The sequence below is a fragment of the Bradyrhizobium sp. USDA 372 genome, from assembly GCF_053629095.1.
Window position 1 is genome coordinate 164,837 of the sequence record NZ_JBRJHR010000001.1, and the last position, 26,783, is coordinate 191,619.

At 65.3% G+C, this 26,783-nt stretch carries 26 protein-coding genes; 13 read left to right on the forward strand and 13 right to left on the reverse strand.

From position 1 onward, the window contains the following. Positions 1 to 3 precede the first annotated feature (3 nt). Together AB7M16_RS00810 and AB7M16_RS00815 are read left to right on the forward strand one after the other, a co-directional pair. Entirely contained in the window at positions 4 to 1,542 is a 1,539-nt protein-coding gene (locus AB7M16_RS00810) for a tripartite tricarboxylate transporter permease (RefSeq protein WP_453942869.1), read from the forward strand. Further along, entirely contained in the window at positions 1,539 to 2,540 is a 1,002-nt protein-coding gene (locus tag AB7M16_RS00815; protein ID WP_453942870.1) for a 4-hydroxythreonine-4-phosphate dehydrogenase PdxA, read from the forward strand. Before AB7M16_RS00810 ends, AB7M16_RS00815 begins: the two co-directional genes overlap by 4 nt. A 14-nt stretch (positions 2,541 to 2,554) precedes the next feature. Here AB7M16_RS00815 and AB7M16_RS00820 read toward each other — a convergent pair whose 3' ends face one another. Both AB7M16_RS00820 and AB7M16_RS00825 read right to left on the reverse strand, forming a co-directional pair. Further along, complete coding sequence (locus AB7M16_RS00820; RefSeq protein ID WP_260383550.1) at positions 2,555 to 3,298, reverse strand: SDR family oxidoreductase; 744 nt, start codon at positions 3,296 to 3,298, stop codon at positions 2,555 to 2,557. Between the two features lie 266 nt (positions 3,299 to 3,564). Continuing rightward, a complete protein-coding gene (locus tag AB7M16_RS00825) occupies positions 3,565 to 4,641 on the reverse strand; it encodes a methyl-accepting chemotaxis protein (protein WP_172789158.1) in 1,077 nt (358 codons plus the stop codon). Positions 4,642 to 4,924: 283 nt separating this feature from the next. On the opposite strand from AB7M16_RS00825, the gene recJ reads away from it, so the two are divergent. From recJ to AB7M16_RS00840, 3 genes are all read left to right on the forward strand, one after another. Further along, complete coding sequence (gene recJ, locus AB7M16_RS00830) at positions 4,925 to 6,766, forward strand: single-stranded-DNA-specific exonuclease RecJ (RefSeq protein WP_453942871.1); 1,842 nt, start codon at positions 4,925 to 4,927, stop codon at positions 6,764 to 6,766. Positions 6,767 to 6,829: 63 nt separating this feature from the next. Then, positions 6,830 to 7,639, forward strand: a complete 810-nt coding sequence (locus tag AB7M16_RS00835; protein WP_453942872.1) for an SDR family NAD(P)-dependent oxidoreductase — start codon at positions 6,830 to 6,832, stop codon at positions 7,637 to 7,639. Between the two features lie 98 nt (positions 7,640 to 7,737). Further along, the gene (locus AB7M16_RS00840) at positions 7,738 to 8,535 is read left to right on the forward strand and encodes an aldolase (protein ID WP_212258641.1); all 798 of its coding nucleotides are present in this window, start codon (positions 7,738 to 7,740) and stop codon (positions 8,533 to 8,535) included. A 133-nt stretch (positions 8,536 to 8,668) separates the two neighbouring features. Here AB7M16_RS00840 and AB7M16_RS00845 read toward each other — a convergent pair whose 3' ends face one another. Then, entirely contained in the window at positions 8,669 to 9,898 is a 1,230-nt protein-coding gene (locus tag AB7M16_RS00845) for a lytic murein transglycosylase (protein ID WP_453942873.1), read from the reverse strand. Positions 9,899 to 10,095: 197 nt separating this feature from the next. Here AB7M16_RS00845 and AB7M16_RS00850 point away from each other — a divergent pair, with 197 nt between their 5' ends. Beyond that, positions 10,096 to 10,347, forward strand: coding sequence for a hypothetical protein (locus AB7M16_RS00850; RefSeq protein ID WP_172789163.1), 252 nt, complete (start codon positions 10,096 to 10,098; stop codon positions 10,345 to 10,347). A gap of 33 nt (positions 10,348 to 10,380) precedes the next feature. On the opposite strand, the gene AB7M16_RS00855 is transcribed toward AB7M16_RS00850, so the two are convergent. Further along, entirely contained in the window at positions 10,381 to 10,902 is a 522-nt protein-coding gene (locus AB7M16_RS00855; RefSeq protein WP_172789164.1) for a MarR family winged helix-turn-helix transcriptional regulator, read from the reverse strand. A gap of 54 nt (positions 10,903 to 10,956) precedes the next feature. Here AB7M16_RS00855 and AB7M16_RS00860 point away from each other — a divergent pair, with 54 nt between their 5' ends. Next, positions 10,957 to 11,436, forward strand: a complete 480-nt coding sequence (locus AB7M16_RS00860) for a carboxymuconolactone decarboxylase family protein (protein ID WP_453942874.1) — start codon at positions 10,957 to 10,959, stop codon at positions 11,434 to 11,436. Between the two features lie 20 nt (positions 11,437 to 11,456). Further along, positions 11,457 to 11,960: a cupin domain-containing protein gene (locus tag AB7M16_RS00865; protein ID WP_453942875.1), complete on the forward strand. Its 504-nt coding sequence runs from the start codon at positions 11,457 to 11,459 to the stop codon at positions 11,958 to 11,960. A gap of 29 nt (positions 11,961 to 11,989) precedes the next feature. On the opposite strand, the gene AB7M16_RS00870 is transcribed toward AB7M16_RS00865, so the two are convergent. The 3 genes from AB7M16_RS00870 to efp form a co-directional block, all read right to left on the reverse strand. Then, the gene (locus tag AB7M16_RS00870) at positions 11,990 to 12,976 is read right to left on the reverse strand and encodes a DUF808 domain-containing protein (protein ID WP_453942876.1); all 987 of its coding nucleotides are present in this window, start codon (positions 12,974 to 12,976) and stop codon (positions 11,990 to 11,992) included. A gap of 74 nt (positions 12,977 to 13,050) precedes the next feature. Further along, entirely contained in the window at positions 13,051 to 14,652 is a 1,602-nt protein-coding gene (locus AB7M16_RS00875) for a M23 family peptidase (protein WP_453942877.1), read from the reverse strand. A gap of 45 nt (positions 14,653 to 14,697) precedes the next feature. After that, positions 14,698 to 15,264: an elongation factor P gene (efp, locus tag AB7M16_RS00880; protein ID WP_172789169.1), complete on the reverse strand. Its 567-nt coding sequence runs from the start codon at positions 15,262 to 15,264 to the stop codon at positions 14,698 to 14,700. Positions 15,265 to 15,426: 162 nt separating this feature from the next. Between efp and epmA the strand changes: the two genes are divergently transcribed. From epmA to AB7M16_RS00895, 3 genes are read left to right on the forward strand one after another with little or no spacing between them, the layout of a single operon-like run. Then, on the forward strand, positions 15,427 to 16,479 hold the full coding sequence (gene epmA / locus AB7M16_RS00885) for an EF-P lysine aminoacylase EpmA (RefSeq protein WP_212258652.1): 1,053 nt from the start codon (positions 15,427 to 15,429) through the stop codon (positions 16,477 to 16,479). After that, on the forward strand, positions 16,476 to 17,570 hold the full coding sequence (locus AB7M16_RS00890; RefSeq protein ID WP_453942878.1) for a lysine-2,3-aminomutase-like protein: 1,095 nt from the start codon (positions 16,476 to 16,478) through the stop codon (positions 17,568 to 17,570). Before epmA ends, AB7M16_RS00890 begins: the two co-directional genes overlap by 4 nt. Positions 17,571 to 17,614: 44 nt before the next feature. After that, the gene (locus tag AB7M16_RS00895) at positions 17,615 to 17,869 is read left to right on the forward strand and encodes a hypothetical protein (RefSeq protein WP_172789172.1); all 255 of its coding nucleotides are present in this window, start codon (positions 17,615 to 17,617) and stop codon (positions 17,867 to 17,869) included. 60 nt (positions 17,870 to 17,929) lie between these two features. Here AB7M16_RS00895 and AB7M16_RS00900 read toward each other — a convergent pair whose 3' ends face one another. The 6 genes from AB7M16_RS00900 to AB7M16_RS00925 all read right to left on the reverse strand — a co-directional run bounded on the left by AB7M16_RS00900 (position 17,930) and on the right by AB7M16_RS00925 (position 23,334). Further along, positions 17,930 to 19,015: a 3-deoxy-7-phosphoheptulonate synthase gene (locus AB7M16_RS00900; RefSeq protein WP_453942879.1), complete on the reverse strand. Its 1,086-nt coding sequence runs from the start codon at positions 19,013 to 19,015 to the stop codon at positions 17,930 to 17,932. Between the two features lie 235 nt (positions 19,016 to 19,250). Further along, on the reverse strand, positions 19,251 to 19,829 hold the full coding sequence (locus AB7M16_RS00905; RefSeq protein ID WP_453942880.1) for an HdeD family acid-resistance protein: 579 nt from the start codon (positions 19,827 to 19,829) through the stop codon (positions 19,251 to 19,253). A gap of 68 nt (positions 19,830 to 19,897) precedes the next feature. Beyond that, on the reverse strand, positions 19,898 to 20,938 hold the full coding sequence (locus tag AB7M16_RS00910; protein ID WP_172789175.1) for a PrsW family glutamic-type intramembrane protease: 1,041 nt from the start codon (positions 20,936 to 20,938) through the stop codon (positions 19,898 to 19,900). A 500-nt stretch (positions 20,939 to 21,438) separates the two neighbouring features. Beyond that, positions 21,439 to 21,711 carry a hypothetical protein gene (locus AB7M16_RS00915; RefSeq protein WP_260383564.1) on the reverse strand — a complete coding sequence of 91 codons (273 nt, stop codon included), beginning with the start codon at positions 21,709 to 21,711 and terminating at the stop codon, positions 21,439 to 21,441. 104 nt (positions 21,712 to 21,815) lie between these two features. After that, positions 21,816 to 22,442, reverse strand: coding sequence for a PilZ domain-containing protein (locus tag AB7M16_RS00920; RefSeq protein ID WP_172789177.1), 627 nt, complete (start codon positions 22,440 to 22,442; stop codon positions 21,816 to 21,818). Positions 22,443 to 22,659: 217 nt separating this feature from the next. After that, positions 22,660 to 23,334 (reverse strand): hypothetical protein, encoded by a 675-nt coding sequence (locus AB7M16_RS00925; RefSeq protein WP_453942881.1) that lies wholly within the window; start codon positions 23,332 to 23,334, stop codon positions 22,660 to 22,662. A gap of 327 nt (positions 23,335 to 23,661) precedes the next feature. Here AB7M16_RS00925 and AB7M16_RS00930 point away from each other — a divergent pair, with 327 nt between their 5' ends. Together AB7M16_RS00930 and AB7M16_RS00935 are read left to right on the forward strand one after the other, a co-directional pair. After that, positions 23,662 to 25,113: a glycosyltransferase gene (locus tag AB7M16_RS00930; RefSeq protein WP_453942882.1), complete on the forward strand. Its 1,452-nt coding sequence runs from the start codon at positions 23,662 to 23,664 to the stop codon at positions 25,111 to 25,113. Between the two features lie 89 nt (positions 25,114 to 25,202). Further along, positions 25,203 to 26,774, forward strand: coding sequence for a hypothetical protein (locus AB7M16_RS00935; protein WP_453942883.1), 1,572 nt, complete (start codon positions 25,203 to 25,205; stop codon positions 26,772 to 26,774). The last annotated feature ends 9 nt before the right edge of the window (positions 26,775 to 26,783 follow it).

Sequence of the window (26,783 nt, forward strand, 5' to 3'; positions counted from 1 at the left end):
CCGATGGACAATCTCGCAGAGCTCCTGCACGGCTTCACCATCGCGGTCACGGCGCCGCATCTGGTTCTGATGGTGGTCGGCGTGCTGCTCGGCATTCTCGTCGGCGTGCTGCCGGGGCTGGGCGCGCCGAACGGGGTGTCGCTGCTCCTGCCGCTCACCTTCGGCATGCAGCCGGTCTCGGCCATCATCCTGCTCTCCAGCATGTATTGGGGCGCACTGTTCGGCGGCTCGGTAACCTCGATCCTGTTCAACATTCCGGGCGAGCCGTCGTCGGTGGCGACCACCTTCGACGGCTATCCCATGGCGCGCGACGGCCGCCCGACCACGGCGCTCGCGACCGCCTTCGGCTCGGCGGCGTTCGGTGCGCTGATCGGCGTCATTCTGATCACGTTCCTCGCCTCCTGGGTGGCGCAGGTCGCGCTCGCCTTTGGACCGGCCGAGTATTTTGCGGTGTATTTCCTGGCCTTCGCCAGCTTCGTCGGCATGGGTGGCGCGGCACCGATCAAGACCGTCGTGGCACTCGCAATCGGCTTTGCCATCGCCGCCATCGGCATCGACACGGTGTCCGGCAGCGTCCGCCTCACCATGGGCGTCGATGAGCTCGTCAAGGGCGTCAGCTTCGTCGTCGCAGTGATGGGCCTGTTCGGCATCGGCGAGCTGCTGGTCGCCGTCGAGGAGGAGTTTCACGCCCGCGCGGTTTCCTCGAAGATCGATTGGCGCGAGGTGTTTCGCGCCGTCGGGCGCCTGCCGCGGCACGGCGTCGCCTTGCTGCGCAGTGCCGCGATCGGCTGCTGGATGGGGATCACGCCGGGCGGCCCGACAGCGGCCTCCTTCATGAGCTACGGGATTGCACGCCGCTTCTCGCGCCGCGGCCGATTTTTCGGCACCGGCGAGGTCGAAGGTATCATTTCTCCGGAGACGGCCGATCATGCCGCCGGGACCAGCGCGCTATTGCCGATGCTCTCGCTCGGCATTCCCGGCTCGGCGACCGCGGCCGTGATGATGGGCGGGCTGATGATCTGGGGCCTCAATCCCGGGCCCATGCTGTTCGTCGACAGCAAGGATTTCGTCTGGGGCCTGATCGCCTCGATGTATGTCGGCAACATCGTCGCCGTGGTGCTGGTGCTGCTGACGGTCCCGGTGTTCGCCGCCTTGATGCGGATTCCGTTCGTGGTGATCGCACCGCTGATCGTCATCATCTGCGTCGTCGGCGCCTATTCGGTGTCGAACTCCTATCTCGATGTTGTCATGATGCTCGGCTTCGGGGTCGTCGGCTATCTCTTCAAGAAGCTGTTCTATCCGCTGGCGCCGCTCGTGCTCGCAATCGTCATCGGCGACAAGGCCGAGGACGCGTTCCGGCAGTCGATGCTGATCTCCAAGGGCTCGCTGGGCATATTCTTCGCGAACAAGCTGGTGACGTGCCTGATCGTGGGCGGCATCGCGCTGCTGCTGCTTCCGCTTGTGCTGCAGCTGGCGCGGCTCTGGCGCAAACCCTCTTCGCCCGCGACCGATACGCCAGTCCAGGAAAAGGTGATCATATGACTGCAAAGCCGCTGATTGCGCTGGCCATGGGCGATCCCGCCGGCATCAGTCCGGAGCTGACGGCGAAGCTCGTGGCGCAGGACGACATTCGCGCGAGCTGCCGGCTCGTCGTCATCGGCGACCGCCGCATCTTCGACGAGGGGGCACGCGTCGCCGGCGTCAGGCCGGACTTGTCCACGGTGGAGCAGGGGACCGAGCTTCGCGCGGCGGGGGAGGATGCACTGTTCATCGATCTCCGCCACCTCGACCCCAGGGCGGTCGAGCCGAAGACCGCGACCCTTGCCGGCGGAAAATTCGCGCTGGCCAATTACAGACATGCGCTCGAGCTCGGCCGCGACGGCCATGTCGACGCGGTCTGTTTCACCCCCTTCAACAAGCAGGCGATGCGTCTTGCCCGTGCCGAGTACGACGACGAGATCGCGTTCTCGGCCGAGGTCGTCGGTCTCAAAACGCCGGCAAGCGAATTCAACGTGCTCGACCGGCTCTGGAACGCACGGGTCACTTCCCACATCCCGCTCAAGGACGTCGCTGCGAAGCTGTCCGGCGAACGCATCCATCGCGCGCTCAAGCTGACCGATTCCTGCATGCGCAACGCCGGCTTTGCGCGGCCGCGGATCGCGGTCGCAGGCCTCAATCCCCATGCCGGCGACGGTGGCAATTTCGGCCGCGAGGAGATCGATGTGATTGCGCCGGTGGTCGCAGCAAGCCAGCGCGAGGGCATTGCTGCGGAGGGACCGTTTCCCGCCGACACCGTGTTCCTGCGCGCCAAGGCCGGCGCCTTCGATGCCGTGCTGACGATGTATCACGACGAGGGCCAGATCGCGATGAAGCTGATGGGTTTCGATCGCGGCGTGACCTTGCTCGGCGGCTTCCCGTTCCCGATCTGCACGCCCGCGCACGGCACCGCCTACGACATTGCGGGGCAAGGCATCGCCTCGATTGGCGCCAGCCGCGCGGCACTGCTGCTCGCAGCGGAGATGGCTCGGCGCACCCGCTAATGAATCAGGGATATTCAGGCCGTCGCGAGCCACTTGGCGAGCGGCGTCGTCCCGAGCCGCGCCTCGCCGAGCGGGTTCAGCGATTGGTCGTCGATGAGAGCGCCGTAATAGGGCGCCTTCGGATCTCCGACCACAGGCCGGGCGTCGCCGGATGCCCTCAGACGCCGCGCGATGAATTCGTTGAAGGGCGCCTTCTCGGGTCCGGCGATATCGATCGTCCCGTTGAGCGGCTGCTCCGTTGCGACTTCGGCGAGGCGGTCGGCGACGTCGGCTGCCGCGATCGGCTGAAACAATGCGGAGGGAACGACGATCTTCCCCTCGCGCACGCTGGTCTCGGCGATGGCGCCGAGGAACTCGAAGAACTGGGTGGCGCGCACGATCGAGTAGGGGACCGAGCCGGACTTGATGACGGTTTCCTGCGCCAGCTTGGCACGGAAATAGGCGTTGTCGGGCGAGCGGTCGGTGCCGACGATCGAGAGCGCCACGTGATGTCTCACGCCTGCTGCGGCCTCGGCCGCGACGAGATTCTCGCTCGATCGCTGGAAGAACGCGAGCACCGCGGCCGGCTCCCAGGACGGCGCGTTGGCGACGTCGACGACCACATCCGCGCCTGAAAGCGCTGCGGCAAGGCCTTCCCCGGTGACGGCGTTCACGCCGGATTTCGGCGAGGCAGCCACCGCATCGTGGCCGTGCAGCTTGAGCTTCGCCACGAGCCTGGACCCAATCAATCCCGTTCCGCCGATCACGACGATCTTCATGGCATGTCTCCTTGCGATTGCGGAGCGCGAGATGATCGAAGCCAATCGAAAGTCGCGCGTCACCCTGTAACAGGCATACCTTGGCGGAAAATGCTGCCCGCATTTTGCCCGACGTTTCAAAACGTCCTGATGAACGCAAGGTGGCGCAGGCCCCTAAAAAAGGCCAATGAAAACAACCCTCAGGCTACTGTGCATGGGGTTGTTTTCGCAGTTTGGGATTGGACGGGCGACCGCGTCCGATTTCGGGAAGGCGGCCCCTGGTCGCGTCACGCCCCGCAGACGATCACGCCGTACCAGCCGAGCCCGCGATAGGTCTCGTAGCCCGGGGTGGCATGGAAAGCGACCAGCGTGCCCGTGCGGTCGTGGTAGAAGCCGGAGCGCTGGCCGTTCAGCGACAGCGAGATGCGTTCGCTGAGGATGCCCTGGCCGTCGGAGGCCGCGATCACGCGGAAATTCGAATCGACCAGCAGCACGCGGGCCTTGTCGCTGTCGCCGACGCGCACGCCCTGCACGATGGCGCGGGCCTGCGGCTCCCAGTCGAAATGGATGGCGAGTACTCCGATCGGCGCGCCGTTGGCCTGGCCGCCGGCGCGGACGCTGGCGCAATAGGTCGCGACCTGGGCATTGCCGAGCAGCGGCTGGTTCTCGACGTCGCCGGCGACATAATCGTCGCCGGAGCGCAAGGACCGCGCGTCGCGAAACCATTTGGTATGGGCGACGTTCTGGCCGACGACGCGGAAGCGGTCGGCGCGGCCGTTGGCGATGACGTTGCCGTCGAGGTCGCAGAGCCAGAGATCGAGATAGACGGTGTAGGCCCCGAGGATCACGCCGAGGCGCTGCGAGGCATGGGAGACGGCCGCAGCACTGGGCGAGGCCGCGCAATCGACCACGGCGGAATCGGTCGCCCACCAGCGCACGTCGCAGGTGCGTTCATAGAGATTGCGGTCGATCAGCTCGATCGCGTTGAGCGACAGGTCGACCATCCGCTCGCCGCGGGAGCGCTGGCTCATGCGGTCGATCGAGGCGACGAGATCGCCGGTGCGTTTGGTTAGCTGGGTCTCGAGCTCGCGGGCGATGGTCTCGACCTGCTGGCCGACGCCGCGCACCTCCTGCGCCACGACTGCAAAGCCCGCGCCTTGCGCGCCGGCGCGCGAGCTTTCGATCAGCGCGTTCAGCGCCAGCATCTTCATCTGGTTGGTAATCTGCTGGATCGACTTGGTCTTATCGACCGCGATCTGGTTGACCTCCGCGGTGAGGCGGTTGATCAGCGCGGAGATGTCGGAATCATCGTCCGCAGGTGCGGTGGCGATCGGCTTGGCTTTCAGACCCAGCGCAGCTGACATCGGGAACTTCCCTTGGCAATGAGGTCTGATCTGCAATGAACCCGGAACAACAACTTACAGATCGAATACGATTCTTTTTCGAGGATTCCGCCTAACGCCTGCTTAATTTGCTGTTTGACGGAATGCCTAAATGATAGTCACTCCGGCCCGCCGACCTGCCATCCACCGCTTTGTGCGCCCCAGCCGTTGCAAATCGCCGGGGTTTCCCAGCCAATCCTTTCAAGCCAGTCCCGGTCGCGAGCGTGATCGCCCGGACCCGAGTTCCCAATCGATAGCCCTCGCCATGACGCCTCCCGCATCCGCACTGCCCGTCGAAGCGCCCCAGGCGTTCCTGGGCGTGGCACGCTCGCTCACCGACAAGCTGTGGCGCGACCGGCTCGATGCCCGCGGCGCGGCCCAGGCGCTCGCCATGGTGCAGCGGCACCAATTGCCGGAGCTGCTGGCGCGGGTGCTGGCGGGGCGCGGGGTCGATATCGACGCCGTCGCCGATTTCCTCGATCCGACCATCCGTAAGCTGCTGCCGGACCCGTTCACGGTGACGGAAATGGAGGCCGCCTCCAGGCGCGTCGCGGATGCCGCGACTACGGGCGAGAAGGTCGCGATCTTCGGCGACTACGACGTCGACGGCGCGACCTCGGCGGCGCTGCTGGCCTGGCACCTGCGCCATTGCGGGCTCGATCCGCTGATCCACATTCCCGACCGGATTTTCGAGGGCTACGGCCCGAACGTCGAGGCCGTGCGCGGGCTCGCCGCAAAGGGCGCGACGCTGCTCGTCACCGTCGATTGCGGCACCACCAGCATCGAGCCGCTCGCCGAGGCCAAACGCCTCGGCATGTCCGTGGTGGTGATCGACCACCACCAATGCGGCCTCGATCTCCCCGAGGTCGATGCGCTGGTCAACCCGAACCGCCCCGATGATCTCTCGGGCCTTGGCCATCTCGCCGCGGTCGGCCTCGTGCTGGTGACGCTGGTCGCGGTCAACCGCGAGCTGCGCCAGCGCGGCTTCTGGACGAGCGAGATGCCGGAGCCCGATCTCCTGGGCATGCTGCACCACGTCGCGCTCGGTACCGTCGCCGACGTCGCGCCGCTGATCGGGCTCAACCGCGCCTTCGTGGCGAAGGGGCTGATCGCGATGCGTCGGCGCGACCATGTCGGCCACACTGCGCTGATGGACGTGGCACGGCTCAACGGCCCGCCGGAAGCCTGGCATCTCGGTTTCATGCTGGGGCCGCGTGTCAATGCCGGCGGCCGTATCGGCCGCGCCGATCTCGGCGTGCGGCTGCTGCTCGAAGGCGACAGCATCGAGGCGGCGCGGATCGCGGCCGAGCTCGACCGTCTCAACGGCGAACGCCGCGTCATCGAGCAGGCGGCGGAAGCCCAGGCCGAAGCCGAGGCGCTGGCCTCGATCGGGTTGGAGGACAAGCTCGCCGTGATCGTCACGGCCTCGGAAGGCTGGCATCCGGGCGTGGTCGGCCTCGTCGCCTCGCGCCTGAAGGAGAAGTTTTCGCGGCCTGCCTTTGCCATTGCGCTGGAGCCCGGCGGCATCGGCACCGGCTCGGGCCGCTCGATCGCGGGCGTGGATCTCGGCAAGGCGGTGCGGCAGGCGGTCGCTGACGGCATTCTGCTCAAGGGGGGCGGCCACGCCATGGCCGCGGGCGTGACGCTGCGCAAGGAGAAGCTCGCCGAATTCCGCGCCTATCTCGAGAACGCGCTGGCGCGCGACGTCGCCGAGGCGCGCCACGTCAACGAGCTCTATATCGACGGCGCGGTCTCGGCGCGCGCGGTGACGCCGGAGCTAGCGACGACGCTCAACCGCGCCGGTCCCTTCGGCAGCGGCAATCCGGAGCCGGTGCTGGCACTACCGGCGCATCAACTCGTCTTCGCCGACGAAGTCGGGCAGGCACATCTGCGCCTGCGCTTCAAGGCGGGTGATGGCGCCATCGTCAACGGCATCGCGTTCCGTTCGATCGGCCAGAAGCTCGGCAATGCGCTGCTCGCCAATCGCGGCCAGCAGATGCATGTCGCGGGCTCGTTGTCGGTGGACCGCTACCAGGGCGCGGAGCGCGTGCAATTCCGCGTCGTCGACGTCGCGCTACCGGACCAGGGGCCATCCGTGATTAGATGACGCATGATCGACGAGATCATGCGTCAGAAGCAGGTTGCTCAAACAACAAAAAAGGGAGTGAACATGGCAGGGCAGGTTGAGGGCAAGGTCGCGCTGGTGACGGGCGGCGCCTCCGGCATTGGCGAGGCTATCGTCGAGCTGTTCGCGCGCGAAGGCGCGACCATTGTCATCACCGACATCGACGAGCTGCGCGGGCCCGACCTCGCCAAACGCGTGACGAATGCCGGCGGCAAGGCGATCTTTCTGGAGCAGGACGTCACCGGCGAAGAGCGCTGGATCGAGATCGTCGCCGAGATCGCAAGGCGCTACGGCCGGCTCGACGTGCTCGTCTCCAATGCCGGCATCGGCATTTCCGTGCCATCGATCGTCGACATGACTCTCGCTGACTGGCGCAAGCAGAATGCGATCAATCTCGATGGCGTGTTTCTGTCGGTCAAGCATTGCCTGCCCCTGATGCGCAAAACCGGTGGCGGCTCGATCGTCATGATGTCCTCGCTCGCCGGCCTGCGCGGCTCGCCTGGATTGTCGGCCTATTCAGCGACAAAGGGCGGCGTGCGGCTGTTCGCCAAGTCGATCGCGATGGAGTGCGCGGCGGCAGGCGACGACATCCGCGTCAACTCGGTTCATCCCGGCATCATCGATACCCCGATCTGGGGCAAGATCCCGACGGGGGCGGCCGGCTCTGGCCAGAATGCCCCGATCGATCCGGAGGAGCGCGCCCGTGTCGTCACGCCGCTTGGCCGCGCCGGCCAGGCCGCGGAGATCGCCTCGGGCGTGCTGTATCTCGCCTCCGATGCCTCGCGCTATGTCACCGGCAGCGAGCTCGTCATCGATGGCGGCATGAACGCCGGCGGGGTGCCGCGGCGCGCTTGAACTGCGCAGGGCAGGGTGGCGGCCGCAGGGGCTGACGCGAAGGCGCCAGCCCTGTACAACACTGGCCAGCCCCCCAACCGACAGAGGTCTCCTTCGCCATGGCGCACAGCCTTCACGCGTCCTCACCCGCGCCCGCGACCTTCCGCTCCAATCGGCCGGATCTCGCCACCGACGCGATCCGCACCGCGCGCGAGGATCTCGCCGCCTGCTTCCGCATGGCCGCGCGCAACGGCTTTGAGGAGGGCATCTGCAATCACTTCTCGGCGGTCGTGCCGGGCCATGACGACCTCTTCCTGGTCAACCCCTACGGCTACGCCTTCCGCGAACTGACGGCGTCAAAGCTCCTGATCTGCGATTTCCACGGCAACGTGCTTGACGGCGAGGGCGTGCCCGAGGCGACCGCCTTCTACATCCACGCCGAGATGCACAGGCTGCTGCCGCGCGCCAAGGTCGCCTTCCATACGCACATGCCCTATGCCACGGCGCTGTCGATGACAGAGGGCGAGCCCCTGATCTGGGCCGGCCAGACCGCGCTGAAATTCTACGGCCGCACCGCGGTCGACCGCGACTATAACGGCCTCGCGCTCGACAACCGCGAAGGCGCGCGTATCGCCGCCGCCGTTGGCGATGCCGACATCGTCTTCATGAAGCATCACGGCGTGATGGTGCTGGCGCCGACCATCGCGGAGGCCTGGGACGATCTCTATTATCTCGAGCGCGCCGCCGAGGTGCAGGTGCTGGCGATGTCGACGGGGCGCAAGGTGCTGCCGGTCGATCCCGCGATTGCGGCCGAGACCTACAGGCAGATGCGCGAGGGCGATTCCGAATCTGCCCGGCTGCATCTCGCTGCGATCCGCAGACAGCTCGATGCGGAAGAGCCGCAATACAGGCACTGAGAAAGGGAGCACCAGCCACGGTTTCATTCCGGGGCGCGCCACTTGGCGCGAACCCGGAATCCATTTTTCCGCGCGCTTGCTGCCCGATGGATTCCGGGCTCGCGCTTCGCGCGCCCCGGAATGACGAGCGCGACTATCCACCCTGCCGCAGCTTGGCCAGCACCTTCAGTCCACCATAGCCGTCCGCCGGCGTGATGCCGGCGCGCTGCTGGAAATCCTTGACCGCCTTCATGGTGTCGTTGCCGACGCGGCCGTCGGTGCCGCCGGTGTCGAAGCCGGCCTTGGTGAGGCGCGTTTGCATCTCCTGCACCTCGGCGAGCGTCAACGCGCGCTCGGAGCCGGGGAAGGGCTGGATGAAGGGCGGGGCTCCCAGGCAGCGATCCCCGAGATGGCAGATCGCCAGCGCGTAGTTCATGGAAGGGTTATAGCTCTTCACCGAATAGAAGTTCGGTCCGAGCAGGAAGGTCGGCCCGCCCGCAACCGGCGTCCACATCTGTGCGGATGCGGAGGCTTGCGGAAACGGTTGGCCGTCGGCGCGGCTGACGCCGGCCGCCTGCCAGGCTGCATAGGTACGGCTGCCGCTCATGTTGCCGGACGCGCGCACCTCGTAGCCCCAATGCTCGCCGCGATGCCACTTGCCGCGATTGACAAGGTATTTTGCAGTCGAGCCCAGCGCGTCGTCGGGCTTGCCGAACGGCGAGACCTTGCCGTCGCCGTCATAGTCAATGCCGACATTGAGCCAGACCTCCGGCATCCATTGCGAGTGCCCCATCGCGCCGGCCCAGGAGCCTCGCATTTCCTCAGGCGTGCTCCAACCCTTGTCGACGATGCGCAGCGCGTTCATCAGCTCGGTCTCCCAATAGGCCTTGCGGCGCGGCTCGTTCCAGGCGAGCGCGGCGAGCGAGGGAAACACCGGCCTCATATGGTTCTGCTGCACCAGGGGATCGCCATAGGCGGACTCGACGCCCCACAGCGCCAGCAGTGTGCCGCGCTCGACCCCGAAATCGCGCTCGACGCGGGCGAGCAGCGCCTCGTTGTTCTTCAGCGCGACCTTGCCGTTGATGATGCGCCAGTCCGAGACGCGACGGTTGATGTACTGCCAGACCTGCTCGTGGAATTCGGGCTGGTTGCGCATCTGCGCGAACACGCTCATGTCCGGCTCGACCCGTCCCATCGCGCGCTGCCATGTCGCGGCGGAAATACCTTTTGCCATCGCGCGTGCGCGAAAGCTCTCACGCCATTCGTCGAAGCCGGGGGGCGCGGCGAGAGCGCGGCTGGGCAGCGCGAGCAAAGCGGCTACACCAAGCGTCGACTGGAGCAGGGCGCGGCGGGTGTGACGGGGCGAGGAATCAGCGTGCTTCATGGGCACATTCTAGCCGGAAACATGGCCCGTGTGAGTCGGTTCCAGAAACGGCAGCGTGCTGAAGTCCTGCCTGGGCGGGTCAGCTGTTCCCACCGGAACAAGGGTCGCTCTTCCCGCATTCCCTCCACACCCGGGAGGAGAAGACGGGGCCGTGGGCCTGCCTTCCGTATGTCTGTTCATCAAAACATCGGGGTCCAATGAAGATACGCACGCATGCGGAAAGCCATGTCGTCGAGCTCGACGACGGATCGCAATGGAAGATCTTTCCCGGCGACCTCGCGACGACGCTGAGCTGGAAGCCCGAAACCGATTTGCGTCTCGAGCCGAGCGGTGAGCGAGTGAATTCGCACGTGCTGGTCAATACCGCGGACCAGACCCGCGTGCGGGTGATCGCGGCGGACGAGACCTGGCCCGACGGCGCAGTCAAGAACGCCTTGAAAGGCGGGTAGAACTGTGGCCGCGACAGCTGCGATGCCGGTCGCCTAGTCCTCCTGCAGGTCAGCCGCAATTCCGGCAAGCCAGCGCCGGATCGTGGTTTCCGCCTTTGAATCCAGATTTCGAGCGAGGCGCTTCTCCAATTCGAGCACACGCTGCCGGCACGTCTTCAAAAGTGTCGCGCCGCGCGGCGTCAGCGTCCATTGCTGGATGCGGCCGTGGACGGGATGAGGCGTCATGACAATGGCACCGTCGCGTTCGAGGTTGCGAATGATGACGCCGACGGTCTGGGGCGTCAGGAAGGTGAGGCGGGCGACATCGGCCCCCGACAAGCCCGGATAGGCGTTCAGCATCGTCAGCACCGCGAATTGCGGCGACGTCACGCCGAGATCGGCCAGGGTGCGCTCCATCGTCAGACGAACCGCGGCGTGGGCCTGGCGCAGCAGATAGCCGAGGTAGCCCTGCTCGCCGCGCTTGCCTTCGCCCGGCGCGGGAACATGCACGGCGCCGTGTTCAACTGCCTTTCGTCCCGATTGCGATCTCGTGACGTCATTGGTCTTGCGTGGCATATAAGAGCTCTTATAAGATATCCGAGCTCTTATAATAGGCCGAGGTGAATGGCAATGTCACACGCCCGCAGCGAATATGAAGATTTCAAGCGGATCGCGCCCGATGCGTATGATCTGGTGCTGGCGCTGGGCCAGCTTGCGGCCAAGGCCGGCCTCGACAAGCAACTGCTCGAGCTGGTCAAGCTGCGCGCCTCGCAGATCAACGGCTGCGCCTTCTGCGTGCAGCACCACGTCCTGCTTTCGGAACGGATCGGCGTTCCCGTCGACAAGCTCCATCTGGTCGCGGTCTGGCGCGAGGCGCCGATCTTTTCGCCGCGCGAGCGGGCTGCCTTCGCCTGGGCCGAGGCGCTGACCTGTCTGCCCGACGGCGTCGGCGACGAGGTCTATGCGGAAGCGTCCGGCGAATTCTCCGAGACTGAACTGACGTACCTGACCTCGGCCGTCGCCTCGATCAACGTCTGGAACCGCTTTGGCGCGGCGTTTCGCTGGACGCCTGCAAAGCGGCCGGTCGCAACGGCCGCCGCTGCGTCCTGACGGAGGCAAGGGAGATCACGATGACAGCCATGAGCTTTTCTGCCGTGCAGTGGCCGGCGCCGTCGCGTTCGACGACGCTCGCCGTCGTCGCAGGGGTCGCCTGCGCGCTCGCGATCGGCAAGACGCTGCCGGTGACGATGGACACCGTCGCAGGCGTACTGACCCCGCTCTGCGCCACGGCCGCGGAGGGCTCGCCGCTCGACAAGGTCGAGCCGATCGGCTCCTACACGCTGCCGAACGTCCCGGGCAAGCGCGTCACCATCGTGCGCGTGTCCTATGGTCCGGGCGGGTTTTCGCGGCCGCATCGCCACGCGGGATCCGTTACCGCCTACATCACCAAGGGCGAGATCCGCTCGCAACTCGGCGGCGGCCCGGTCGAGACGTTCGGCGTCGGCCAGTCCTTCTTCGAACCACCGGGCTCGACGCACCTGGTCTCGGCCAATGCCAGTATGACGGAGCCGGCGGAGTTGATTGCGGTGTTCGTGGCCGATGAAGGCGCGCAGCTGACGACTTTCCTGGAGTAGCCTACACGGGGCATTCGCGACGGCCGTGCTCAGGCCGATCGCGATCGCCTCAGCCGTTTCCATGCCGGTGCGAGTCCGTATTCGACGACCGGAATGGCAACCGCGCCGATGAGCAGTCCAAGCGCGCCCGAGATGGCTGCCTCGACCGACCATTCGACGATGCCGGCAACGGATGGAAGGAGATGTGCGGCAGCCTCGGTTGCGGCATGGACCGCATGGCCAATTGCGGGCGGGCCGTACTTTTCGATACCATGCAGGATGATGCCGCCGCCGACCCAGATCATGGCGGCGGTGCCGATCGCGCTCAGCACCGCCAGGAAGGCGGGCATGCCGCGGACGAGCGCGCGTCCAAGCAAGCGGATCGCGCGACCAAGGAGTGAAGTGCCGCCGTAGCGCGCAAGGGCGATGCCGACATCGTCCGCCTTCACGATCAAGGCGACCACGCCATAGACCCCAACGGTGATGAAGACGCCGACCAGCGCCAGCACCAGCGCCTGCGTCCAGATGCTGCCCGCAGGGATAGCCGCCAGCGTGATCGCCATGATCTCAGCCGACAGGATGAAGTCCGTCTTGATGGCGCTTGCGACCTTCTCGTCCTCGACCGACCGCGTATTCAACGCAATCGGCTGCAGCTGAGCTTCGTGCTGATGCGCATGATGCGGCAGCACGGCTTCGAGCACCTTTTCGGCGCCCTCATAGCAGAGAAAGGCGCCGCCCAGCATCAGCAGCGGCGTGACCGCGGCGGGAAGGAAATAGCCAAGCAACAGGGCAACGGGCAGCAGAATCAGCAGCTTGTTGCGCAGCGATCCGATCGCGATCTTCCCGACGATCGGCAGTTCGCGCTTCGATGCAAAACCGATGACGTAGTTCGGCGTGACCGCCGCATCATCGATGACCACGCCGGCCGCCTTTGTGCCCGCCTTGGCAGCCTGGGCCGCGACATCGTCGAGCGAGGCTGCAGCCACCTTTGCGATCCCCGCGATGTCGTCGAGAAGACCGATCAGTCCGACACTCATCAACCTGTCCTTCTTCGTTCGAGCCGGCGAGATGCGCGACCAGATGCACGCTCCGGCAACGAACGAGTACGCTCTCAGTTCTCCTCGCCGCCCGCCCCCTCGCGCAAGTCGGGCTTGAGCACGTCCTGCGGCAGCGCATGGGCCACCGGTTGCGACGTGATTGCGATCTCCGGGCCGATCTCGCGGCCGCGCGCGCGGATCAGCCGCTCATAGGCCGATACCAGCGTGACGTAGGGATTGACCCAGATCCAGCCGTCGCGGGTGAATACCTGGACGTCGAAATGCAGGTGCAGCGACGTTCCGGCGGGACGGTCGAGATAGTTCGAGACCACGCCGATCTTCTCGCCTTCGCTGACGAGGCGGCCGTTGACGAGGCCGTCGGCGTTCATCGCGTGCGGATTCATGTGCATGTAGCGGAAACGGATGTGCTCGGTGCGGCTATTGACCTGAAGCGTCGCCGCCTGGTCCTTGACACCGCGGATGACGATTGCATCACGCACGGCGACGACGCCGCGCTGCTTGGGATCGCAGGGCTCGCGGCCTTCGCCGGGCGGCGGACAGCCGGCGGCGCGGATGTCCTCGCCCTGATGGCCGTAGCCTCCGCCGCATTGCCACACTTCGAAACTGCGCGACTCGCAGAAATTGTCGCGCCAGGGAAAGGCGGTCGGGCCTTCGCTCTTGTCACGTTTGCCGTAGGATTGCGAGCGCACGAAGGCGGGCGCCTTCTCCAGCGGAAAGCGGATCTGGGCGTAGGCCATAGCGTCGGGATGGCCGCCCTGCTTGCGGTAGCCGGTGTTCGGGATGATGTCGCCGCTCGGCCGGTAGCTGAAATCCGGTGAACGCACCGCGGGGCGATCGATGATGTTGGAGGCAACGTCCGTCAGTGGCCGCATGCGCTGGCCGCCAGCGATGCGCAGCGCCTTCAGGAAACGCTCGGCGACCGGATAGGCCTCCTTGCAGGCGAGCCGCCGCGGCCTCGCGACGCTGTCGAGGCACTGGATCGACACCACATAGGCGGCGCCGAAGCGGGTGAAGGCGTAGCGCACATAGCCTTCCCGGATGAACCTGCGCAGATCCGGATAGGCTGCTGCGAGCGGCTTGACTGGCTCGCCCTTGCCCCCGGCGGGATCGGCGATGTCGTAGACGAGCGCCGAGCCCGTGATCTGCACCTCGACAGGCCTTGCGTACACCCGGCTTGGCATGCCTTCACCGGCGCCTGGATCGAGCGAGAAGGTCGCGCTGTAGCCGGCGGGCCCGGCATCGAACATGTCGACGGGATTGAAATCGGCCTGGTAGCGCGAGAGCGCGAGCGTAGCCGGCGCGCCGCTGCGCTGCGCATCGAGATACGCGGCGGCGTCGAACGGCAGCAGCACGGGGACTGGACTTCGGGTAATGCCGGTGAAGAAGCGCGAGGAGATCGCGTTGAGCTGCACCAGTGCGGGCATCGCGCGCGGGTCGTAGCGCGGCACTGTACGGCGGGGTGCGAAGATGAAGTCGCCCGCAATCTGGGGACGGCTGTTGATCTCGCTGCGAAGCTGGTCGAGCGCCGCGCGCCAGTCGACGCGCAGGGCCGTCAGCGAGGGGCTGCGGAATTCATCCGCAGCGAGGGGAGTGGCAAGGAGGAGCGAAAGCAGCGCCAGATGCAGCGAGACGAAGCGGAAACCCTTCCCAACCACTGCCTCGCCCCCCGGCGGTACCTGTTGCGATCGCTCGGTTCCCCGTCAGTCCTTGGCGCGCTCGGAGTAGGAGCCGTCTTCGGTCATCACCACGATACGGGTGCCGACCGAGATGTGCGGCGGCACGGTGGTGCGCACGCCGTTGGAGAGCACCGCCGGCTTGTAGGAGGAGGAGGCGGTCTGCCCCTTGGTCACGGGCTCGGTTTCGACCACTTCGAGCGTCACGCGCTGCGGCAGCGCCATCGACACCACATTGACGTCGTGGGTCGACAGCTTGACGGTCATGTCTGGCTGAAGATAGGCGGCGGCGTCGCCGACGACGTCCTTGGAAACCTGGACCTGGTCGTAGGTCTCCGGGTTCATGAAATGGTAGCCGTCGCCATCCTCATAGAGGTAGGTGTAGTTGCGCTCTTCGATCGTGGCCTTTTCGACCTGGTCGGTGGTCTTGTAGCGTTCCGAGATCTTTACCCCGTCCGAGATTCGGCGCATTTCGATCTGGCTGACCGGGGTGCCCTTGCCGGGATGGATGTTCTCGGCGCTCACGACGACGTAGAGCTTGCCGTCTTGCTCGATCACGTTGCCCTTGCGAATAGAACTGGCGATGACTCTCAAAGCTGTATTTCCTGCTTGCTTGGCCCGGCACCAGCCAGGACGTGGTCGAATTGATGGGGGACTTGGGGCCTCAAATCGGACCTCGGCGCCCGTTTCGGGCCGCAACATACTGATTTTGCCGTTGGATGCCAGCACTTTGCTGCCGGTCGGGGCGGTCGGTTGATGGCTGGGGACAAGCCGATGTCGCCGTTTTGGTCGCCCTCGCGGCACCTCGACCGGCGGCCGTTCCTCCAGGCCAGGGCCGCCGTGACCGGAGCTTTGCGGGGGTTTTTCGCCGAACAAGGGTTTGTGGAGGTCGAAACCTCCGTTCTCCAGGTCTCTCCGGGCAACGAGACCCATCTGCACGCCCCCCGGACCGAGATCATGCGGCCCGACGGCAGCCGGGCCAGCCGATACCTGCGGACCTCGCCTGAATTCGCCTGCAAGAAGCTGCTGGCGGCGGGCGAGACGCGGATTTTCGAGTTCGCACGGGTGTTCCGGGACCGCGAGCGCGGCGACCTGCATCTGCCGGAGTTCACCATGCTGGAATGGTACCGGGCAGGCGCCCCCTATGATGCCATCATGGCTGATTGCGTCGTGGTGATCGCCCGTGCGGCGCAGGCGACCGGGATCGGGACCTTCTCCTTCCGCGGCCGGACCGCCGATCCCTTCGCCGAGCCGGAGCTCCTGACGGTCGCGGGCGCCTTCGAGCACTTTGCCGGCATCGACCTGCTGTCGACAATTTCGGGCGGCGAGGGTAACCGTGCGGCGCTGGCCGCGGCGGCAGCCGGAAAGGTCCGTGTCGCCGAGGACGACACCTGGTCGGACATCTTCAGCAAGGTCCTGGTCGAGCATGTCGAGCCGCAGCTGGGGCAGGGGCGTTTGACCATCCTGTTCGAATACCCATCTCCAGAGGCGGCGCTGGCGCGGGTGAAGACGGTCGATCCGAGGGTCGCCGAACGTTTCGAGGTCTATGCCTGCGGCGTCGAGCTCGCCAACGGCTTTGGAGAGCTGACCGATGCCGAGGAGCAGCGCAAACGCTTCACGGAATCGATGACGGAGAAGCAGCGCCGCTACGGCGAAGCCTATCCGCTCGACGAGGATTTTCTGACGGCGGTTGCCGCAATGCCGGAGGCAAGTGGTGTCGCGCTCGGCTTCGATCGGCTGGTGATGCTGGCGAGCGGCGCGACACGAATTGATCAGGTGGTGTGGACACCCCCTGCGGATGAGAGATGACAAAGACCAATCTTGCACGCACTCTGCGCGAGCCTGCCGAGCTGGTGGCCGAGGGGCTGGCGCCCGCAGCGGCGCTGCCGGCGCTCGAACGCGTTGCCGCGCGCTATGCCGTGGCGATCACGCCTGATCTGGCCGGATTGATCGACCCGACGGATCCCGACGATCCCATCGCGCGGCAGTTCGTTCCGACCTCGGCCGAGCTCGAGGCGCGGCCGGGCGAGAATGCCGATCCGATCGGCGATCGCCCGTATTCGCCGGTCGCCGGAATCGTGCACCGCTATCCCGACCGCGTGCTGTTCAAGCTCGTTCATGTCTGTGCGGTCTACTGCCGCTTCTGCTTCCGCCGCGAGATGGTCGGCCCCGGCAAGGACAATGCGTTGTCGGAGAGTGCCTATCGCGCCGCGATCGACTATATCCGGGCGCATGGCGAGATTTGGGAAGTGATCCTGACCGGCGGCGATCCCCTGATGCTGTCGCCCCGGCGAATGAGCGAGATCATGGCCGAACTTGCGGCCATCGATCACGTCAAGATCATCCGTCTTCATACCCGCGTTCCCGTGGCCGAACCTGCACGCGTCAGCGCTGAGATGGTTGCGGCCCTGAAGGTCGCGGGCGCGGCCACCTGGGTCGCGGTACACGCCAACCACGCGCGGGAACTGACGGGTCCCGCGCGCGCCGCCTGTGCGCGGCTCGTCGATGCTGGTATACCGCTTGTGAGCCAGTCCGTGCTGTTGCGCGGCGTCAACGACGACATCGCCGCGCTGTCGGATTTGATGAGAGCTTTCGTCGAATGCCGGATCAAGCCCTATTACCTGCATCACGGCGATCTCGCGCCGGGCACCGCGCATCTGCGAACGACGCTGGCGCAAGGCCAGGACTTGATGCGGCAGTTGCGCGGACGGGTGTCAGGCCTGTGTCAACCGGACTATGTCATCGACATTCCCGGCGGCGCCGGCAAGTCGCCGGTAGGGCCGAATTACGTGTTGGCGCTGCAAAATACCGCGGACGAGGCGCGTGAAGCGGAATCGGAAACGCGCTATCGTATCGTCGACTATTGCGGCGACGTTCATCTCTATCCGCCCGAGACATGAGGGGCGATGGCATGGACGCTTGATTTGAGAATGGAGAAACGGACATGAAGAAGATCATGCTGGCAACATCGCTCGTGGTCTTGCTTGGCGGCGCGGCTGTTGCGCAGACCGGCGGCTCCAAGGGATCGACATCAAGCGGCGCATCGTCCGGATCGGTGTTGCCGGCGCCGGTCGGTCATCGCCAGCCGCGTGCAGGGGATGTGCCTAGCGAGAAGAATCTGAGCGATGCGAACGATCCGCTCAGCAAGGAAAACCAGGCGCTCGACAAGAAGATCAAAAGCATCTGCCGCGGCTGCTGAGACTTTCACCTCTCCCCGTCGGGGAGAGGTGAGGAACGAGCCATCTAACCCAGTGATCCGTCAGGCTGACCTCTCGTGCAGTCCCGCGCGCTGGGTGTTGCGGCGGATCTCGACGGCGTCGGCGAGCTGCTCGAGCGTCTTCGACGTCGTTGCCCAGTCGATGCAACCGTCAGTGATGCTCTGCCCATAGGTGAGCGGCTTGCCCGGCACGACATCCTGGCGGCCGGCGACGAGATTGCTCTCGATCATCACGCCCATGATGCGGCTCTCGCCGCCCGAGATCTGGCGGGCGATATCGGCCATCACCAGCGGCTGGTTCTCCGGCTTCTTGCTCGAATTGGCATGGCTGGCATCGACCATCACCAGCGGGGCAACGCCGGATTTGGTCAATTCATTGCAGGCGGCCGCAACGCTTGCCGCGTCGTAGTTTGGCTCAGCTCCGCCGCGCAGGATGATGTGGCAGTCCTCGTTGCCGGCGGTCGAGGCGATCGCCGAGCGGCCGAGCTTCGTGACGGCCATGAAATGATGGGGATGCGAGGCTGATTTCACCGCGTCGGCCGCGATCCGCATATTGCCGTCGGTGCCGTTCTTGAAGCCGACCGGACAGGACAGCCCCGATGCCAGCTCGCGATGGATCTGGCTCTCGGTCGTACGTGCGCCGATCGCAGCCCAGGAGACGAGGTCGGCGATGTATTGCGGCGTGGTCATGTCCAGGAACTCGGTGCCCGCAGGCAGGCCGAGATTGTTCACGGCCGCGAGCACGTTGCGCGCGAGCCGCAAGCCCTTGTTGATGTCGAAGCTGCCGTCGAGGTCGGGATCGTTGATCAGGCCCTTCCAGCCGACCGTCGTGCGCGGCTTCTCGAAATAGACCCGCATCACGATCTCGAGCTGATCGGCGAGATCCTCGCGCAGTCTTGCCAGGCGCTCGGCGTAGTCGAGCGCGGCCTTGGGATCATGCACTGAGCATGGGCCGACGACGACCAAAAGGCGGTCGTCCTGATTGCTCAGGATGGCGTGGATGGCGTTGCGCGCGGCCATCACCACACGCGTTGCGGTGAGCGTACGGGGGACTTCCCGCATCACCTCTTCAGGCGTGCTCAGCTCTTTCAGTTCGCGGATACGAAGATCGTCGGTCGTGCTCAGCACGGCGGGCTCCTGTCTGTTCTAGAACCTGCCGGCCAATAAAAAAGCCGCCAGGTCTGGCGGCTGTTCGGACGTTTGCTGCAATGTTTTAGATTGAGCGCGATCCTCCCGCCGCCAGCGAGCTGTCGTAGCTAAAGTACCAAAAATAGCTGGTGGCGACGGTGATCATGGGAAGGCCATATAGCGTGCCGCTGGCGCCTTGTCACCCCCCGCGACGGCACAAGACGCAACGCGCGTCTCAGGTGTTGCTTTTGCGTGCCGCCAGCGCCATGCCGATCAGGGTGGCGCCGCCGAACAGCAGGTTGATACCGACGAGGACGCCGATCGCCCATTCCGCCGAGCTCGGCAGTCCCGTGATCACCATGAACGAGATCGCGATGTCGACGAGGCCCGAGATCAGGAGCCACGACCAGCGGCCGCTGAGCTCGCGGCGGTGCTCCAGCGCGTACATGATGGTGGCGACGCCCTCGGCGAGGAAATAGGCGCCGAGCACGATGGTCAGCGTCAGCACGGCCTGCATCGGCCGGGCCAACAGCAGCATGCCGGTGAGCACGGCCAGCGCAGCCGAGATCAGCGACCACCAGAAACCCGGCGTGCTGCGCGCCCAATAGGTCGCGATCAGTCCGCCGATGCCGCCGATCAGGAACATCCAGCCGAGGAAGATCGCGGTCGCAAGACTGGCGAGCGGCGGCAGGACAAGCGCGGCAATGCCGAGGACGGCAAGCAGGATGCCTTCGAACAGAAAAGCCTTCCAATGCGTCTCGACCGCCTGGTTCATCTCGGATTGGAGGCGAGCAAATTCCTCGGGCGATGTCATCGTCGGGCTCCGGAACGAGAGGATTACCCCAATCTAGTAGGCCGATGGCGCGTTCGCCATGCGGTGGATCAACTGCTGCCGGGCGCCGAGGAGAAGCCCTCCGCGCTGGTGCGGATGCGGTTGCGACCGAGAATGTAGATCGCCGATGTGACAATCAGAAGCGCAAGGCCGAGCAGGATCGAGACGAAACCGATCGGGATCAGCGCCAGCGTCAGGTTACGCTCGGGGTTGATCAGCCAGTGATGGATCGAGGTCAGGACGAAGGCGAGCCCGACAAAGCCGATGCCACCGCCGGCGAGCAGCAGCGCCCACATCCGGCGCAGCTGGCTGAGCCGCTCGCGTGCGACATCGGTCCGCGGCGCATGGTGGCGAGCGACGCGCCGGACCAGGCGGATGGCAAAGGCGATCGAGCCGAAGCCGATCAACAGGCTCGCCGCGCCCAGCCACATGCGCAAGCTGGGATCGAGATCGGGCATGCGCTGGAGCGTCAGCAGCGGGAAGTCGAAGGCCGAATGCAGCGCGAGCGGGCCGGCGAAGATCAACAGCCGGCTGGACAGACGGGCCCAATCGCGATGATGGCGGTTCGCGCCCAGCGCCGTGCCGGCGCGCGCGATGGTCAGGTAGGCGCCCGCGATGATGCCGAGCGCACCGTGGAAGGGCACGGTCAGGACGCTGCGCAGCGCGGCTAGCGAGCGCCACATGTCGGCGTGCTGGACCAGGTAGGCGAGGTTCTCGTAGGCGGCGAAGCCGAGGCCGACCGCGGCTCCGTAGACCACGGTGTCCATCGGATTGGCAAAGGTCCGCCGCTTGGTGGAAGAGACCAGCACGATGGCGACCACCTTGACGGCCTCCTCGGGCAGCGCGACGCCGAAGATCGAATGCATGGCCAGCGCCGCCCAGGGGTCGTCCGGGGCGGCGACCATCTTGGCGAAGGGGGCGCGCGCGAGACCCAGGAGTGAAATGCTGGCCGCCCCCAGCAGGAATGCGGTCCAGACCTGGGCCGGCGGGCCGGGCCGCTCTTCGGCGGCGATGACGAGCCAGAGCATCAGCAGCGCCGGGGCGATGGCGGCAGTTCCAATGACGGTGGGGAGCGCTTCGATCAGGTACATTGGCGCCGAAAATAGGTTCCCTTGATCCGCTTATCTACGTTCACCGATGCGACCATGTGTCATGCGCCTGCTGTCGGGTCGCTTAACACGCGCGACAGCTGCCGTTCATGCGCTCCTCTCCCGTTACGAGGTAGAATACAAGCGCAATCAATTGCATGACAAAAGATGCTCGTCATCCATGGCAACGAGTGCGCGGCGGGCGTGGGATTGAGATTTGCAAGCCAGATCAAGGCAATGCGTTGGTTCTTCGATTCTCGGCGCACATGGCCCGGCGGCGGCCGGTCCTAGTCTCGCTTCGCTATGCGCCCGTGGCGCGGGGCGTCGATCCGGCGTGCGCGCAACCGCTCCAGCTCCCAGAACGCGCGGACGAGGCACGTGCCGAGGCAGAGGACGATGAGCAGCAACAGAAATGCCTGATCGACGGCAGGGATGTGTATCATGGCGATGATAAAGCAACGCCCATGCCAGGCGTTCCCGCGACGGTCCGCGCTTTTTCCAGCTCAGTGCGTGGTGATCGCAGGCGGCGCGTCGGGTGCGACGTCGAAGGCGCCGAGATGGAATTCCTCGCCGGTGGAGTCGGGCGATTCGGAACTCTGCGCCAGCAGCGTGAACGCGGCTTGTGGGTATCGCTTCCAGATCTCGAGATCGCCGGCGGTGATGGTGAGCCAGCCGAACGTGTACATGTAGCGTCCGGGCTCGGTGACCCGGCCGACCCTGTCCCAGGTGATCTTACCAACCTTGATCTTTTCAGCCGTGATCTTGTCGACTGCCATTCGGTCCCCCGATCGCAAGTCTGCAAAATGACGTCCGGCCCGAGGCACAGACCTGCAAAAGCTGATCCGGCATTGGGGCCGCTATAGGGCGGCGTGGCGGAGGGTCAGGCCGACTTCAGCAAGGGCGCGCGCACGATCAGGCGGCCGAGGTCGTCCCGGTCCTGCTTTTCGGCGAATTTGACCGCAAAGCCGTGGTCGAACTTGCGGATCACCCGCCCGACGCAGCCGCCGACAGCAAGCGGGGTTCCGATCGCCGGATCGTATTCGGAGGACACCGCGACGCCGGCCGTCGAGACGTCGATGATGAAGCAGGAATGGCTGCTGCCGTCCGCGAGGGTCAGGACGGTGTGCGAGATCTGCGGAACGAAACGCGCGTCACGCCGCAGCTCCCGAACGCTGGCATCCTTCTGCTTCTTCTCCAGCCAGGTCAGCTTTTCCGACATCCAGGCGCGCCGCGCCCGCGTCATCTCGAGCTCCATCAGGAAGCCTGCCTTCAATGTCGCACTGATGGTGCCCTGGAATTCGCCGAAATCCTGGAAGTAAGAGGTCAAGCGCTCGCCGACCTTGCCGACCACAGGCACGTCCACGATCATCCGGAAGGGTGAGACGCGCTTGGTCCGGCAGGCGAAGCTGCGGAGCTTGCCCTCGCAATCGTACCAGCGGGGCAGCGAGTAGCTGCCGCTGACCGCAACATCCACTGCTCGCTGCCTCAGGAATTCTGCGACGGACATGAGCGCCAATCTGCTTTGGATGACTTCCGTACTTTCACGGTAACTGCGAAACTCTAAGCAAATGATACTGAAGCCCAAGAGCAGGGGTAAATTTTCAGTAAATGCGCGGCTCGGCGGCACAGTAGGGCGCGCGGCATAAAGCCCCGTTGTGCTACAGGCAATCGCACAGCGTTGTCCACTCAGGGTGCAGCGAAGACACGGCGCTCCGCGGCGGCCCCTAGAGGAGTCCGAACAGCACCAGAATAGTCAGCGCGGCAGCGGCCACGGCGAACTGGATCGTCCTCCACGTCGGGGCGTCCGGACGGATCTCCCATACTAAACGCGGCAATGCGCGCCGCAATGCGAGCGCCGTCAATGCCTCGACGACGGCGAGCAGAAGGGCAATGCCTGCCAGGGAAGGCCATGACTCGGTCGGAGGCATCCATGGTGCGAGCCACACGGGGACGGAGCCTTTCAAAGCGCCGAGCAACGCGAACCATCCGAACCAGAATACAGAGCGCTTGACGAGGTCTGGGCCGATCGTTTCGGGCTCGAGGCGGATACCGATGCTTGCCAGCGCGCGTTCAATGCGCTCGCCGTCGGTCAGGAACAGAAACGCGCCGAAATTGAGAGGAACGTGCGACTGGAAGAGCAGCCCGCCGACACCGGACAGGACGACGTAGGCGATGACATCGCTAACAACGTCCTTGGCGCTGCTGCCAGACGGCACGGGTGCGGCCGGCGCAAAATCGGCCTGCGGCCGCGGCGCCGACCGGGCGCGCGCCATGTGCTCGAGCATTTTGGCGCGTCGCTCCGGCGAATATGGCGCGGTGCGGCGCATCCATGCCAGTGGCGTGGTCGTCGTGGAGGGGAGGCCGGACTGGCCTTCCAAGGTCGGCTTGCCCTGCTCCATGAGTCGAACCAGATCCTTCAATGCGCGGCGCCGCCGCGGCGGTGGTTTCCTTCAGACATTGGTTGCGGGTGAGGGCCGGGGAGTTCATGCCTGGTAACGGATTTTGCCGCTCATCGTCGCCGGCCGAGGACGAATGGATGGCGGCATATCCGGCGATCCACGTCGATGATCTTCCTGTTGATCTCGCCCCCCAGTTGCGCTTGAGTACGATCAGGTCTGGGGGACCATATTGATGTCTATTTTAGTGGCTGCGGCATCCTGCGCCGCGGCGTTGAATTTTGCGGTCCGTTTCAGTTCGAGCAGGCTCAATGAAACCTGCGTCTTGCCATGGACATGACAGTCGTCTCCGACTGCCTGTCCCCGCGGAAGGCAGGAATTCTCGATCACGCCGACCGGATCGCCGCGGATCGCGTGGCCTGGCGCGAGAAGAACCGCTTTTTTCACGAGGAGGATGAGCGCTATCTCCGGTTTCTGATCCCGCCGGGAAGCCGCGTCCTCGACATTGGTTGCGGCATCGGCGATACGCTCGCGAGTCTTGCGCCATCACATGGCGTCGGGGTCGATCTCTGTCGCAAGCAAATCACGATCGCGCGGCAGCGCCACCCCGATCTCACCTTCATCGAAGGCGATGCCGAAGACCCCGCGACGCTCGATGGGCTGCAAGGTCCGTTCGACTATATCCTCGTCCTCGATACGATCGGTTCGGTGGAGGATTGTCAGAGGTTCATCGCCCAGCTGCATCCGTTCTGTACGCGGAATACGCGCCTGGTGATCGGCTACTTCTCGCATCTCTGGTATCCCCTGCTGAAATTCGCCGAATTCGTCGGCCTGCGAATGCCGCAACCGGACCAGAACGTGCTGTCGCCGACCGACCTGCGCAGCCTTGCCAGGCTTGCGGATTTCGATCCGGTGAAGTCGGAGCAACGCGTGCTCTCTCCGGTCGGGATGTTCGGGGTCGGCCGTTTTCTCAATCGTTTCGTCAGCGTGCTCCCGGGGATCCGCCAACTGGCGCTTCGGCATTATCTGGTCGCTCGCTCCGGCCGCAGCGCGAGGGAAGAATTCGCTTCGGCCACCGTCGTCGTCCCGGCGCGCAACGAACGCGGCAATATCGAGCCTGCGGTCCTGCGAATTCCCGACTTCTGCAGCGACATCGAGATCATCTTCATCGAAGGTCACAGCCAGGACGGTACGTTCGAGGAGATGGAGCGGGTCAAGCAGGCGCATCCATCCAAGGACATCAAGGTGATGCGGCAGCCGGGCAAGGGCAAAGCCGACGCCGTCTTCACCGCCTTCGACGCGGCGCGCGGCGACGTGCTGATCATTCTCGACGCCGACCTGACGATGCCGCCGGAGCAGATTCCGAAATTCGTCGAGGCGCTGCAGGCGGGCAAGGGCGAATTCGTCAACGGATCGCGCCTGGTCTATCCCATGGACGATGGCGCGATGCGCTTCCTCAACCTGATCGCCAACAAGATCTTCTCCTATCTGTTCTCCTGGCTGCTCAATCAGCGCTATACCGACACGCTGTGCGGCACCAAGGTTCTGCGCCGCAGCGACTATCAGCGCCTGAAGGCCGGCAAGGCCTATTTCGGTGATTTCGATCCGTTCGGCGACTTCGACCTGATCTTCGGCGCATCGAAGCTCAACCTGAAGACCGTGGATCTCCCGATCCGCTATGCCGCGCGCACGTACGGCGAGACTCAGATCTCCAGGTTTCGCCATGGCTGGATGTTGCTGAAGATGGTGGCTTTCGCCTTCTTCAAGATCAAGGCGATCTAGGCCGCGGAAGCCACGGTTCGAGTATGTCAGACGATTGCTTTCCCGACGCACGGTTAAGCGGAAGGATCAGAACGCCGCTGATCCTCATCGTGCCGTCGCTGTACCTGGCGGCGACCTTGCTCTATTCGGCCTACCAGGCAGTTTGGGGCGTCCAGGTCGATCCGGAATCGGCCTACACGATGAACGGGCTGGCGATGGCGGCGGGATACGGCTCGCTGAAATTCGATCACCCGGGTACGACGACGACGCTGCTCGTCGCGTTGATCGTCAGGGGCTGGGCTCTGGTCGCCGGGGCCGGGGATATCCTTGCGTTCGGGCTCGAACACTACGATGCCATCACATGGGCGGGCCGAACCGGAGAGGCGCTGGCGCTCACTGGCGCGTTGCTGGCCGGCGGACTCATCGTCGGTCGGACGACCCAGAGCGCGATCGCTGCGATGCTGTTTCAGGCCGGTGCGTTCGTGCACTCCGACTCGTTTCACTTCCAGACCGTGCTCGCGCCGGAAAGCCTGATGGCCGCCTTCGCGCTGTTCGGCATGGCGATCGTGATCAAGGCCGCGCTCGATGCGCGCCCGCCGGGGACGGGGCTCGGCGTCGTGTCCGGGGTCATCTTCGCCGTCGGATTTTCGACCAAATATCTCTATCTGCCGCAGGCGCTGTTCGCCGTGTGCCTGCTCAGAAACAGGCGTGCGTTCGTCGCCGCCACGATCGCCGGGGCGATCGGCTTCGTTGGCTTCAGCCTGATCTTCAATCCGGGAACGATCACGCGCGGATTCGGATGGCTTGCGCAAATCGCCACCCACAAGGGAAACTACGGCGAGGGCGAGCCAGGGTTCATTGATTTCGGAATATTCTGGTCGAACATGGCCGCGATCGTCAAAGCCGCGCCGCTTGTGCTCGCCGTGTACGTCGTCGCCGCGGCCGTGGCGCTGACCTGGTGCGTCAGGAGCCGGAGCTGGCGGGATCCGGTCAGCCTGACGCTCGGTGCCGCCGTCCTCATCTATGCTGCGCACCTCGTGGCAACGTCGAAGCATTATGCGGTCCATTACATGCTGCTGCCCTGGGTGCTGACGGGCGGCGTACTGGTCCTGGTCGTGGTGCAGGTCAGACGGCTCGTCCCGGCGGTCCCGTCGGCCGCGCTGAGCCTGCTCGCTGGCAGCCTGTGCGTGGCGATCAGCGCGGGGACGCTGATCGAAGCCCGCGCCGCAGCACTGCATTCGTATCGCTTGAACGCGATCGGAGTCAGGCTCTCGAAGGCCGTGGTCGCGGCAGGCCCCGCCTGCGCCAACGTCTCCAGCATGTTCGTGCGCGCGCCGGAGAACGACATGAACCACGGCTGGGACATGACGGTGCAGCTCTGGGGCGACAAGGCGATGCGGGACAGGTTCTCTGCGGCCTATGCGAGCGTCTTCAGGATCCCGCTGCTGGACCACAACGGCTACACGCACGTTCTCAAGAACAACTTTCGTCCGGACAGCTACGCGAAGCTCGCGGCGGATTATCCCTGCATCATCGTCCGCGCACCGGAGGCGCTCGACGCCGAAAACTCGATCGGGCTGCTGACACTTAATCCCGACCATTGCCTGATCGAGGGGATCCACGTCTATACCGTCGGGCTTGCCTGCGCGAAGGTCGGCAGCAGCTTCCTGGAGCAGCGGTGAGGGGGATTG

Bases quoted from the DNA above. Each gene is read 5' to 3' on its own strand.
- AB7M16_RS00850 (WP_172789163.1), top strand. From the start codon at position 10,096: ATGAAGATACGCACGCATGCGGAAAGCCATGTCGTCGAGCTCGACGAC.
- AB7M16_RS00815 (WP_453942870.1), top strand. From the start codon at position 1,539: ATGACTGCAAAGCCGCTGATTGCGCTGGCCATGGGCGATCCCGCCGGC.
- AB7M16_RS00895 (WP_172789172.1), top strand. From the start codon at position 17,615: ATGAAGAAGATCATGCTGGCAACATCGCTCGTGGTCTTGCTTGGCGGC.
- AB7M16_RS00835 (WP_453942872.1), top strand. From the start codon at position 6,830: ATGGCAGGGCAGGTTGAGGGCAAGGTCGCGCTGGTGACGGGCGGCGCC.
- AB7M16_RS00910 (WP_172789175.1), bottom strand. From the start codon at position 20,938: ATGTACCTGATCGAAGCGCTCCCCACCGTCATTGGAACTGCCGCCATC.
- AB7M16_RS00810 (WP_453942869.1), top strand. From the start codon at position 4: ATGGACAATCTCGCAGAGCTCCTGCACGGCTTCACCATCGCGGTCACG.
- AB7M16_RS00920 (WP_172789177.1), bottom strand. From the start codon at position 22,442: ATGTCCGTCGCAGAATTCCTGAGGCAGCGAGCAGTGGATGTTGCGGTC.
- recJ (WP_453942871.1), top strand. From the start codon at position 4,925: ATGACGCCTCCCGCATCCGCACTGCCCGTCGAAGCGCCCCAGGCGTTC.
- AB7M16_RS00925 (WP_453942881.1), bottom strand. From the start codon at position 23,334: ATGGAGCAGGGCAAGCCGACCTTGGAAGGCCAGTCCGGCCTCCCCTCC.
- AB7M16_RS00930 (WP_453942882.1), top strand. From the start codon at position 23,662: ATGGACATGACAGTCGTCTCCGACTGCCTGTCCCCGCGGAAGGCAGGA.
- AB7M16_RS00865 (WP_453942875.1), top strand. From the start codon at position 11,457: ATGACAGCCATGAGCTTTTCTGCCGTGCAGTGGCCGGCGCCGTCGCGT.
- AB7M16_RS00905 (WP_453942880.1), bottom strand. From the start codon at position 19,829: ATGACATCGCCCGAGGAATTTGCTCGCCTCCAATCCGAGATGAACCAG.
- AB7M16_RS00820 (WP_260383550.1), bottom strand. From the start codon at position 3,298: ATGAAGATCGTCGTGATCGGCGGAACGGGATTGATTGGGTCCAGGCTC.
- AB7M16_RS00915 (WP_260383564.1), bottom strand. From the start codon at position 21,711: ATGGCAGTCGACAAGATCACGGCTGAAAAGATCAAGGTTGGTAAGATC.
- AB7M16_RS00840 (WP_212258641.1), top strand. From the start codon at position 7,738: ATGGCGCACAGCCTTCACGCGTCCTCACCCGCGCCCGCGACCTTCCGC.
- AB7M16_RS00890 (WP_453942878.1), top strand. From the start codon at position 16,476: ATGACAAAGACCAATCTTGCACGCACTCTGCGCGAGCCTGCCGAGCTG.
- AB7M16_RS00845 (WP_453942873.1), bottom strand. From the start codon at position 9,898: ATGAAGCACGCTGATTCCTCGCCCCGTCACACCCGCCGCGCCCTGCTC.
- epmA (WP_212258652.1), top strand. From the start codon at position 15,427: ATGGCTGGGGACAAGCCGATGTCGCCGTTTTGGTCGCCCTCGCGGCAC.
- AB7M16_RS00855 (WP_172789164.1), bottom strand. From the start codon at position 10,902: ATGCCACGCAAGACCAATGACGTCACGAGATCGCAATCGGGACGAAAG.
- AB7M16_RS00860 (WP_453942874.1), top strand. From the start codon at position 10,957: ATGTCACACGCCCGCAGCGAATATGAAGATTTCAAGCGGATCGCGCCC.
- AB7M16_RS00870 (WP_453942876.1), bottom strand. From the start codon at position 12,976: ATGAGTGTCGGACTGATCGGTCTTCTCGACGACATCGCGGGGATCGCA.
- AB7M16_RS00825 (WP_172789158.1), bottom strand. From the start codon at position 4,641: ATGTCAGCTGCGCTGGGTCTGAAAGCCAAGCCGATCGCCACCGCACCT.